The 9,711-nt window shown below is 46.4% G+C and carries 10 protein-coding genes; 4 read left to right on the plus strand and 6 right to left on the minus strand.

Features of this window, described 5'->3' with window-relative positions; genetic code table 11:
- Positions 1-54: 54 nt before the first annotated feature.
- From BAA9072_RS23135 to BAA9072_RS23155, 5 genes are all read right to left on the minus strand, one after another.
- Positions 55-273: a DUF2922 domain-containing protein gene (locus BAA9072_RS23135; protein ID WP_201716922.1), complete on the minus strand. Its 219-nt coding sequence runs from the start codon at positions 271-273 to the stop codon at positions 55-57.
- A gap of 34 nt (positions 274-307) precedes the next feature.
- The gene (locus BAA9072_RS23140; RefSeq protein ID WP_201716923.1) at positions 308-526 is read right to left on the minus strand and encodes a DUF1659 domain-containing protein; all 219 of its coding nucleotides are present in this window, start codon (positions 524-526) and stop codon (positions 308-310) included.
- 126 nt (positions 527-652) lie between these two features.
- The gene (locus tag BAA9072_RS23145) at positions 653-3,379 is read right to left on the minus strand and encodes a YhgE/Pip domain-containing protein (protein WP_201716924.1); all 2,727 of its coding nucleotides are present in this window, start codon (positions 3,377-3,379) and stop codon (positions 653-655) included.
- 72 nt (positions 3,380-3,451) lie between these two features.
- On the minus strand, positions 3,452-4,024 hold the full coding sequence (locus BAA9072_RS23150) for a TetR/AcrR family transcriptional regulator (RefSeq protein ID WP_201716925.1): 573 nt from the start codon (positions 4,022-4,024) through the stop codon (positions 3,452-3,454).
- Between the two features lie 162 nt (positions 4,025-4,186).
- A complete protein-coding gene (locus BAA9072_RS23155; RefSeq protein ID WP_201716926.1) occupies positions 4,187-5,566 on the minus strand; it encodes a Glu/Leu/Phe/Val family dehydrogenase in 1,380 nt (459 codons plus the stop codon).
- Positions 5,567-5,842: 276 nt separating this feature from the next.
- On the opposite strand from BAA9072_RS23155, the gene BAA9072_RS23160 reads away from it, so the two are divergent.
- The 4 genes from BAA9072_RS23160 to BAA9072_RS23175 all read left to right on the plus strand — a co-directional run bounded on the left by BAA9072_RS23160 (position 5,843) and on the right by BAA9072_RS23175 (position 9,066).
- Positions 5,843-6,637: an ABC transporter ATP-binding protein gene (locus BAA9072_RS23160; protein WP_201716927.1), complete on the plus strand. Its 795-nt coding sequence runs from the start codon at positions 5,843-5,845 to the stop codon at positions 6,635-6,637.
- Positions 6,621-7,376 carry an ABC transporter permease gene (locus BAA9072_RS23165; protein WP_201716928.1) on the plus strand — a complete coding sequence of 252 codons (756 nt, stop codon included), beginning with the start codon at positions 6,621-6,623 and terminating at the stop codon, positions 7,374-7,376. Before BAA9072_RS23160 ends, BAA9072_RS23165 begins: the two co-directional genes overlap by 17 nt.
- A gap of 41 nt (positions 7,377-7,417) precedes the next feature.
- Complete coding sequence (locus BAA9072_RS23170; protein ID WP_201716929.1) at positions 7,418-8,413, plus strand: aliphatic sulfonate ABC transporter substrate-binding protein; 996 nt, start codon at positions 7,418-7,420, stop codon at positions 8,411-8,413.
- Positions 8,414-8,475: 62 nt separating this feature from the next.
- Complete coding sequence (locus BAA9072_RS23175; RefSeq protein WP_230980982.1) at positions 8,476-9,066, plus strand: SCO family protein; 591 nt, start codon at positions 8,476-8,478, stop codon at positions 9,064-9,066.
- A gap of 561 nt (positions 9,067-9,627) precedes the next feature.
- Here the strand turns inward: BAA9072_RS23175 and BAA9072_RS24765 are convergent.
- Positions 9,628-9,708 (minus strand): hypothetical protein, encoded by an 81-nt coding sequence (locus tag BAA9072_RS24765; protein WP_408015236.1) that lies wholly within the window; start codon positions 9,706-9,708, stop codon positions 9,628-9,630.
- Positions 9,709-9,711: the final 3 nt, after the last annotated feature.

Below are 9,711 nucleotides of genomic sequence, written 5' to 3' on the forward strand. Positions count from 1 at the left end.
TACTCTTTTTTATACGAAAAAAGTGCCCCCATAAAAGAGGACACTTCCACTCACCTACATCACTTCATAATCCGTCACATTACGCTCCACCACGCGGGCTCCTTCCACACTCACAAAGGCGCCTGTCGCACTTGCAAATACATTGGTGGCAATCAGATTATCCATCGCTGCTTTCACAGCAACTGTGTCAATCGGCTCGATCGGATCATTAATGGATAACTTCGCTGATTTTCCCGCTTCGGTTTTGAATTCAAGTTCCAATACTTTTGCCATATTTATTCCTCCCTTCTGTTTAGACGATCACCTGTTATTCATTAATGTCGAAACTTTGAAGCTTCTCGATATTAAAAAGAACTTTGGATGAAAGACTGGCGATGGATAAAGCAGCACTATTCATCTCATCTGCTGATGTAAGAGCATTAATGTAGCTGTAAGATTTGTACGCAAATTTAGGTTTCCCTTTCTCGTCCTGCCCATCATTGTACGCCAAACGAATTCTCGTCGACTTCAGATCCGCTGTTGCCATGTGCCTCACCTCCTTTCACCTTTTAGATAGGGATTTGGAAGGACAAGAGACACCCTTATTTACCATTTTTCATAGCAAAGATCTACATGAAAAGAAAAAACCGGAAAACGTGTCTCCGGTTTTTCATTATGCCTCTATTTCTCGATTATGCTTCCTGCGAAGGATACGAAATCTGAACGTGAGATATAGGATGGTTCCTCCCATCGCCACGAATAAGAAGATGAGGGTGAGCATCACATTATGCCACATGAACGCATCATCACCAGTGGAGATGATGGCTCTGAAAGCCGATATCGTATACGTCATCGGTAAAAAGTTCGAGAAGTGCTGCAGGAATTCAGGGACCAATTCAATCGGATAGGTTCCTGCACTGCTCGTCAATTGTAAGATCAGGATGAGAATCCCGATGAATCGACCAGGATTATCAAGGGATGTCACCAGGAATTGGACAATCGATAAGAACGTCCAGCTGGCGAGGATACTCATCATGATAAAGAGCGGGATACTGGTCACTTCAAGGCCGAGTCCCCATAATAGGATGGAATCTGCCAGGAGTGCCTGGAAAATCCCTGCGAACATGAGGACCCCGAATTTCCCGAAGAACCAACCGAATCCACTTTGCGGTGTGATAGCCGGTTCCCGCATCGGAAAAATGATCGAAATCACGAGCGCTCCGACAAATAAACTGAGTGACAGGAAGTATGGAGCGAAGCCCGTTCCATAGTTCGGTACATCATGGATCGGTTTGTCGGTGAGGCTGACAGGTTTTGCGAACATATCATAAATATCGTCATTAGCATTGATATCATTCGCGTCCTCAGCACCATCTGCAAGCTTATTTTTCAGCTCGGAGGATCCATCCGTCAATTTATTCAGACCATCTGTCAGATCCGTTGAACCGTCTGAGAGTTTTCCGAGACCGGATGAAAGACTCGTTGATCCGTTTCTCATTTCTCCCAGCCCACTCATGAGCTCCTTGAATTTGGATGAGAACATACCCAGTCCTTCCGTCAGATCATTGGAGCCTTTTGAGAGATCACCAAGTCCGGTATACAGTTCACCGGAGCCGTCATAGAGGCCGTCGAGACCGTTGACGAGCTGATTGGAGCCTGAAGATAAGCGGCTTGTTCCATCTGCCAGATCCGATGATCCTTTGGCGAGTTTCGCAGATCCTTCTTGAAGGGCTTCGGTTCCATTGTCTAGTTTTCCGAGTCCTGTTGTTAAGTCAGTACTTCCGTTGATAAGGTGATTGATTCCTTTTTGAGCGTCTGAAATCTTTTCTTCCACTTGGGAAAGGCCGTTGACAAGGAGGTTCTGGCCATCCAGCAGGGAATCTGCACCATTCGCTAATCCAGCCTGGCTTTTTGTGATTTTATTGAATCCTCCGGTTAATTCCGACTGTTTGCCCGCCAGAACTTGAGACAGCGCGGACAGCTCTGTGGATTGAGACTCCAATGCAGAAGCAGTGCCTGATACGTGAGACACGTTTTCCTTCACATTCTGACTTTTACTTGTCAAGCCGCTCATGGATTCTTTCAAATCATTTAATCTTTCCTTCTGAGCAGGATCCTGTTCCTGTTCAATCAAGGCATTGACATTGGTCATTGCTTCTTCAAGCCCTTGACTGACCTCGGCAGAACCGGTGTCTGCGCCGTTCAAACCACTGTTGATTTCAGCTGCCTTTCCGGATATTGCTTTGGATTCATCAGCAACCTTTTGTGAATCTGCTGCGAGGTCAGGAAGATTATCATTCATTCCCGTTAAACCTTCCAGTGACTGATGAAGGCCATCCGCAAGGTCCTGTGCACCTTCCTGTGATTTATTCGCCCCGGTCAGAAGTTCCTGATTCCCTTCTGTCATTTGCGTGAGGGCTGCATCAAAAGAGTGAAGGCCGTCCGATACCTTTTTCGCGCCTGCATACGCAGTATCGACACCTGTTGAAAAGGAAGTGGATTTCCCAGCGAGTTCCTGAAGCTTCTCACTTAACGTTTGAGCACCGTTGTTCACGCTGTTGATACCGCCGTTCAAATCTTTTGCCCCACTTTGAGCCTTTCCGATATTCTCTTTCAATGCCCCCGCTCCACTCTGAGCTGAGTTGACACCATTTTCAAGCTTATTGGCACCAGCCGCAACGGAGCCGACCCCGTCATCGAGTTTATTCGCTCCCGATGCTGCATCGCCAAGTCCGTCGGAAAGCTTATTCGCACCTTCTTGGGCCGAATCGATACCGGCATGAAGGTCAGCTGAACCTGAGGTGGCATCACCAAGCTTATCATTCAGCTCCCCGGCGCCATCACTGGCTTCAGTCAGTCCGTCCCCGACTTCCTTTATTTGGTCAAACATCGATTCAGCATAGGTTTTGGTGACCGCTCCCGATACCTCTTCCTTTATTTTTTCAATCGCGGAATCCCCTATTTTAGAAGAAAGATAGTTTGAGCCCTGGTTGGCGGAATAGATCAGTTCCAATTTCTCAGGATGAACGTCCTCTAGGGTCGTGGCATTCTCAGAGAAATCTTCGGGGATTTCAATTTTTAAATAATAGTCCCGCTTTTCAAGACCCCGATCCGCTTCCTCTTCATCTACGAATCTCCAATCGAAGGTATCATTTTCTCTCAAATCTTCTACAAAGTCTTTTCCAATCGTCAGATCTTCCCCGTTGAAATCGGCCCCCTTATCATTGTTAACAACGGCGACAGGGAGCTGATCCACCTGCCCATATGGGTCCCAGAATGCCCATAAAAACGTACCGCAGTATAACACTGGGATAAACAACACGGCCATAACGGCAATCATCAGCGTCTTATTCGTGAAAATTTGACGAAATTCACCCTTAAGTGAATGCAATCCTTTCATTTTATCATTCCTTTCGAATATATGACTATTTTCACCATTTGGTCATAGGTTTCCAAAAAAAGAAAGGACCATTTACGTGGACAATCCTTTCAGTAAATAATCCTCCATGATTGTGGCAATTTTTTCAGATGATAGGGGTGGATGATTCCGCTCCCAATCCGATACAAGGGAAATGTATACCTTCAACAATATAAATGAGATGATTTCCGTCTCACACGGCTTGATCTGCCCACTCTCCATAGCCCGATCAATCTTACCTTTCACATACGCTATCAATTCATTCTCAATATGATGAAGCATTTCCTCCACAGCCCGGGTACCGATCTGTTTCTCTTCCTCGATAAGTTTCAGCATCAATTGATGGTCTGTCCGATACTCAAGGAGCGTAATCAATGCCTGATGGACATTTTCGTAAAAACTATTGTCAGGACTAATGGCAAGGTCTGCTGATGACTTCATTTCCTTTACCATGGAATACACAATCTCCTCAAATAGTTCATCCTTATTCTTAAAGAACGTGTAAATCGTTCCCTTCCCCACATTCGCAAGCTTTGCTACCTGATCCATCGTCGTCGCTTTATACCCAAAAAGCGAAAAAGACTTCGTCGCCGCTTCAACAATCAATTCTCTTCGATCAATAGCCATCTTCTACCTCAAACCCCCTGACCAAATCAGTGTTTCGTTCAAACCCCATTCTACACACTACTATACCATCCTCCCCCTGCAAATTCAAAGATGAAATAATAAGAGGGACGGACCTTTGTTCCTAGTACCAGCTCCTAGGAATGGAGGTCCGTCCCTCAAATGTTAATAGAGTTTCCCTTGTCGGTATAAGACCGTCGATAGTTTCATGACGGAGTGGATGTAGCAGTTTTGGCGAAGTGGGAATGGGTCGCCGAAGAATAGGGGAAGCACGGTGTCTAAGGTTGTTTTCATTTTGTCGTAAAGGAGGTTGAATACCTCTTCCTCTGTGTAGAATTGGGTTTCCCTTCCCTGCAGCCACTCGAAGTAGGAGACGATCACCCCGCCGGCATTCGCCAGGATATCCGGGATGATGATGACACCTTTTTCACTTAAGTATGCATCCGCTTCTGTCGTTATCGGCGCATTCGCCCCTTCGACAATGATTCTTGCCGTTACCTTCCCTACATTATCCTTGTGCACCTGATCTTCAAGTGCGGCAAGCATCAGAACATCCACGTCAAGATAAAGGACCACTTCCCGCTCCCGGATCTCTGCCTTTACGCCTATCTCATCTAACTGTCCCTGCTCAGTCGGCAGGTCTCCCTTATTCTTCATTGTGAACTCAACAAGTGCCGGGATATCCAGGCCGTCAGAATTGTACAGCGTCACATTCCGGTCACTCACCGCCACCACCTTATTTTGTAAATGGGTGGACTGATAAGCTTCAAGGGCTGCCACTGACCCGACATTTCCAAATCCCTGGACAGCAATCGTCAATGGTTGATTTTCATAATCGAGGGCTGTTTTCGCAAAGATATTATCCGTTTTTGTCAGCAGGCTCTTCTGGTCCTTTACGAAATCATGAACCAGGTACCGGAATGTAAAGAACACCCCTTTCCCCGTCGCTTCCCGTCTTCCAAGGGAACCTCCATTCACGACGCTTTTCCCGGTAAAGCTCCCTCTGTAAGGCATCCCTGGACGAATGCTCTTATACTCTGCCATCATCCAGTCCATTTCCCTCTCGCCGGATCCCATATCGGGGGCAGGGATATCTTTATCCGGTCCGAGGATATCACTGAAGTACTGCACATATTTCCTTGCGATAAGGTGAAGCTCTTTCTCGGAATACTCACGGGGATTGAGGATGATCCCTCCTTTTCCGCCACCGAACGGAACATCATGAAGGGCATTCTTCAAGGTCATTAATGAAGCCAGATTCACAACCTCTTCCTCATTCACCGACTCATGGAACCGTATCCCCCCCTTATAAGGACCAAGGGCATTATTATGCTGAACACGGAACGCCGGGATCCGGACCACCTTCTCATCGTCAAGTGGAATCCTCAAATAAGATTTATGTACGTGATTAGGCGTCGACAGGATCGACGTCAAAGACGTAAACGCTTTCTTTCTTGTCTCACCTTTCACTTCCGGTAAAAAACCTTGATCTTCTAGTAACGCATTCAATGATTTCTGGACAATATCTCTCGTTTGGCTGATCAAATCGTTTCCCTCCTATTGGTTTTAAGAAAATAATGGTATTTAGTATAGGATTACCCTTTTTGGGGTGGTTAAAAACGATAATTTTAAAGCTCTTATATATATTCCCATTTTTCTTCTTTACAGAGATCCTGGACATTTGTAACTGTATATGACTCTTTATTGTAAAATAGGAGAATTCATAATATAGGAAACCTTGACAACCTTCCCAAATATAATATAATTGTATTATTTATATTCCGACTAAAACAATATGAATTATAAGATAAGGATGATTACATGTTTATTCAGATCAACCATCTCAATAAGCAATATCTTGATAAGAACGGTCAGCCCACCGAAGTCTTAAAAGATATTAATCTCGAAATCGATAAGGGCGAATTCGTGTCCATCCTGGGACCATCAGGATGTGGAAAGTCCACCCTGCTTTCGATCGTTGCAGGATTGACGGGATTGACATCCGGCGAAGTCCTTGTAGATGGAAGACAGGTCAGGAAACCAGGAAAAGACAGGGACAGGGGCATGGTCTTCCAGCAGGCTGCCCTATTTCCCTGGCTGAACGTCCGGGACAACGTGACGTTCCCACTAAAAAAAGAAATGTCCAAGAAAGAGGCAAGAGCCCAGGCTGCCAAGTACTTACATATGGTCCAGCTCGGAAACTATCAGGATCATTACCCCCATGAGCTGTCAGGCGGCATGCAGCAGCGGGTGGCGATTGCCCGGGCACTCTCCATGAATCCAGAAATCCTTCTCATGGATGAACCATTCGGGGCGCTTGATGAACAGACCCGCTCCCGTCTTCATCACCAGCTTGAAACGATTTGGATGGAAACGAAGAAAACCGTTCTCTTCGTCACTCACAGTATCTCGGAATCTATTAAGCTTTCAGACCGTATCATCGTCATGGGGACACGGCCCGGAACGATTTTAGCGGATATCAAAGTGGACCTCCCCCGTCCACGGGATGCTCATAAGGAAGACATGGTGAAAATCGAGGAACATATCATGAGCTACTTGAAAAAGGAAATCGACAAAGTGATAAGTGAGGAATTGGCCTATGAACACAACTCTTAAACGCATCATCTTCTTCGCCCTCATCATCGGCCTTTGGGAATCGGGATCTCGTTTCGGACTCTGGACGGAGATCGTCCTTCCCTCGCCTACTTCAGTTTTTCAGGCACTCTTCACCGGCATCGCCGATCAGACCTTGGTCATTGATCTCGTTGCAAGCTTCAAGCGGTTATTCATCGGATTGGGTATTTCGTTACTGATTGGCACCAGTATCGGCGTCCTTTTGGCTAAATCCAAAACGGCGGATGATACATTGGGATCTTTACTCCTCGCCTTTCAAAGTGTTCCGAGCATCGTCTGGCTGCCACTGGCCATCATGTGGTTCGGACTCAATGAGAAAGCCGTCATTTTTGTGGTTATCCTCGGGGGAACATTCGTCATGGCCCTGAACATTCGAATGGGGATCAAAAATGTCTCCCCCCTTTACTTGAGAGCAGCACAGACGATGGGCTCAAGAGGATTGGACTTATTCATCCGCGTCATCTTCCCGGCTTCGATCCCTTATGTGGTAACAGGCTCCCGCCTTGCATGGGCGTTCGCCTGGCGGGCACTGATGGCAGGGGAACTTCTGAGTACGGGACCAGGGCTTGGATACACGCTCCGCTACGCATCGGATTTCGGGGACATGAGCCTCGTCATCGCCGTCATGATCATCATCGGCGTCATCGGGGCCATCGTCGATCAGCTACTCTTCCAGCGCATTGAGAAATCCGTGATCAAACGCTGGGGATTGGAATCTTAACTAAAACGGTGGGGCCAGCCCCGCTAATAGGAGGATAAATAATGAAAAAATGGTTTTTACTTGTCACGATTTTCTTCACATTCCTTGGTGTTCTGGCCGGCTGCGGGACAGAAAAGAGCTCAGGGGGCGACGTCAGTAAGAAAGTCGTCATCGGCTACTTCCCGAATATCAACCACGTACCGGCAATGGTGGCGAAAGACAAAGGGTTTTATGAGAAACAACTTGGGGACGGCACGAAGATTGAATACAAAACGTTCCCTGATGGTTCATCGTTCATGACCGCATTGAAAACGGGTGAAATCGATGCAGGGCTTGTAGGACCTGGTCCAGCCATGAACAACTATATGACCGGGGCCGATGTGAAAATCATCGGAGGCGGATCAACAGGCGGGACCGTAGTCCTTGCCAGTAAGGAAAGCGGCGTGAAATCCGTTGACGATTTTGCCGGAAAGTCTTTCATCACTCCCGCAGTCGGTTGTACCCATGATGTCCAGGTGGAAACCTTCCTTGGGGAGCATGGAATTGAGTCACAACGGATCGGTGGCACCATGAAGCACGTCACAGGGAACCCTGCACAGTATGCAAATATGCTGAAGTCCGGAAAAGTCGACATAGCTGTTGCACCAGAGCCATGGGCCGCGGTGATCCAGCAGGAAACAGGAGCGAACATCATCATCGATCATGATGAAATTTCCTTCGGAGAAACGCTGCCTGCTTCCGTACTCGTCGCGTCAGGAAAATCTGTAAAAGAGAACCCGGATACCATTCAAAAAATCGTAGACGCTCATAAAGAAGCTACTTCGTTTATTGAAGAAAACCCTGAAGAAGCGAAAGAAATCACAATCAAAGACGTGAAAGAAGTAACCGGGCAGGAACTGAGCAAAGAAGTCGTCGACCAGGCATGGGAACGAATCGGATTCACCTACAAAGTGGACTCAGATGCCGTCCAGGCATTCGCCGACTCCTCCTACGAACTCAAATTCCTGAAAGAAAAACCAGAATTCACCGATCTCATCGACAAACAATTCATCGACTAAACGAGCAAGGTCCGTCCCTCCACTTTGAGGGACGGACCTCTATTATAGAAGGAGGTAAAACAGTGGGTGTAAAGTCTATGATTTCAGTTGTCGCTTTGGGTTTTCTGTTGTTGGGCGGATGCCAGGGTAAGGATGTGGAGGGGTCGTTTCCTATGAAGGTGGAAGTCAGGGACCTGGAGGCGGTGAATCAGAATGGCGAGAAAACATCGTTGGCCGCTCTCCATAAGGGGAAGGTCCTGGTAACCGATTTTATTTTCACGAATTGTGATACGGTCTGCCTTCCCATGACGGCGAATATGGCCAAGCTTCAGAAGAGAATCGCAGAGGCTGGATTGCAAGGTGATGTTCAGCTGGTTTCCATCAGCATCGACCCGGATCATGACACGCCGAAGGTCCTGAAGGAGTACAGCAGCCGTTATGAATTCGATGAAGAGAACTGGAGCTTCCTCACCGGATACTCCCGGGATGAGATTGAATCCTTCGCGAATGTTTCCTTTAAAACTCCCGCTGCCCAGGTGGAGGGTTCAAATCAGTTTGTTCACGGAACCTCTTTTTTTCTCGTGAGTGAGAAAGGCATTTTGCTGAAGCAATACGAAGGAGTGTCGAACCCTCCTTATGAGGAAATAATAGAGGATATTGAGAGATTAAAATGACCTTTTCGAGTGATTCGGAGAGGTTTTTTTGTTTTTTAAGGATTTTTCAGATTAGAGTAAGAGTCAATATACCATCATTCCTACCGTTGTTTTTTTGAATCGTGCCACTTCAGAGAAGAATCATGCATGGTTTCAGCTTTTCATGCGGCTTTTCAGAAAATCAAGCAAGAATCCATCTTAATCATGCAGTGATCCGAAGAATCATGCCGAACTGTCGAAAAATCTTTATCCTTCCAGGCCATATCACCTTTTCATCAAGTAACCAGAAGAAGGAATTTGTTTAAATTCCCTGTCGATAATCAAAATAATTCCAGGAAAATAAGAAAATACCGTCGAAATAGATGATATACTGTTAGAAATAGGTATTTGGACGGAGGTAAAAATGACTGATTTTCTGAACATCTTCATAAACTTAACCATGAGCGTCCTATTATCGGCGGGTTGCAGCTACCTCGCACTTAAGGAAGCGTTCAAACAAAATGGTCAAAAACAAATCTTTAGCAAAAAGAAACTATTGTTCTAGACTGACATAGCGATTTGAGACACATATAAAACACCTCTTTAGGCTGCTTGCGCCCCAAATTCTTTGGGCGTCAGGTAGCCTAATTTTTCTAGGATACGGTCTTGGTTGTAATAGCGCACGTA

The organism is Rossellomorea arthrocnemi (assembly GCF_904424705.1).
In the GTDB taxonomy this organism is placed as follows: Bacteria; Bacillota; Bacilli; order Bacillales; family Bacillaceae_B; genus Rossellomorea; species Rossellomorea arthrocnemi.

Excerpts from the sequence above, each read along its gene's own strand:
- BAA9072_RS23135 (WP_201716922.1), bottom strand. The coding sequence starts at position 273 with ATGGCAAAAGTATTGGAACTTGAATTCAAAACCGAAGCGGGAAAATCA.
- BAA9072_RS23140 (WP_201716923.1), bottom strand. The coding sequence starts at position 526 with ATGGCAACAGCGGATCTGAAGTCGACGAGAATTCGTTTGGCGTACAAT.
- BAA9072_RS23145 (WP_201716924.1), bottom strand. The coding sequence starts at position 3,379 with ATGAAAGGATTGCATTCACTTAAGGGTGAATTTCGTCAAATTTTCACG.
- BAA9072_RS23150 (WP_201716925.1), bottom strand. The coding sequence starts at position 4,024 with ATGGCTATTGATCGAAGAGAATTGATTGTTGAAGCGGCGACGAAGTCT.
- BAA9072_RS23160 (WP_201716927.1), top strand. The coding sequence starts at position 5,843 with ATGTTTATTCAGATCAACCATCTCAATAAGCAATATCTTGATAAGAAC.
- BAA9072_RS23165 (WP_201716928.1), top strand. The coding sequence starts at position 6,621 with ATGAACACAACTCTTAAACGCATCATCTTCTTCGCCCTCATCATCGGC.
- BAA9072_RS23170 (WP_201716929.1), top strand. The coding sequence starts at position 7,418 with ATGAAAAAATGGTTTTTACTTGTCACGATTTTCTTCACATTCCTTGGT.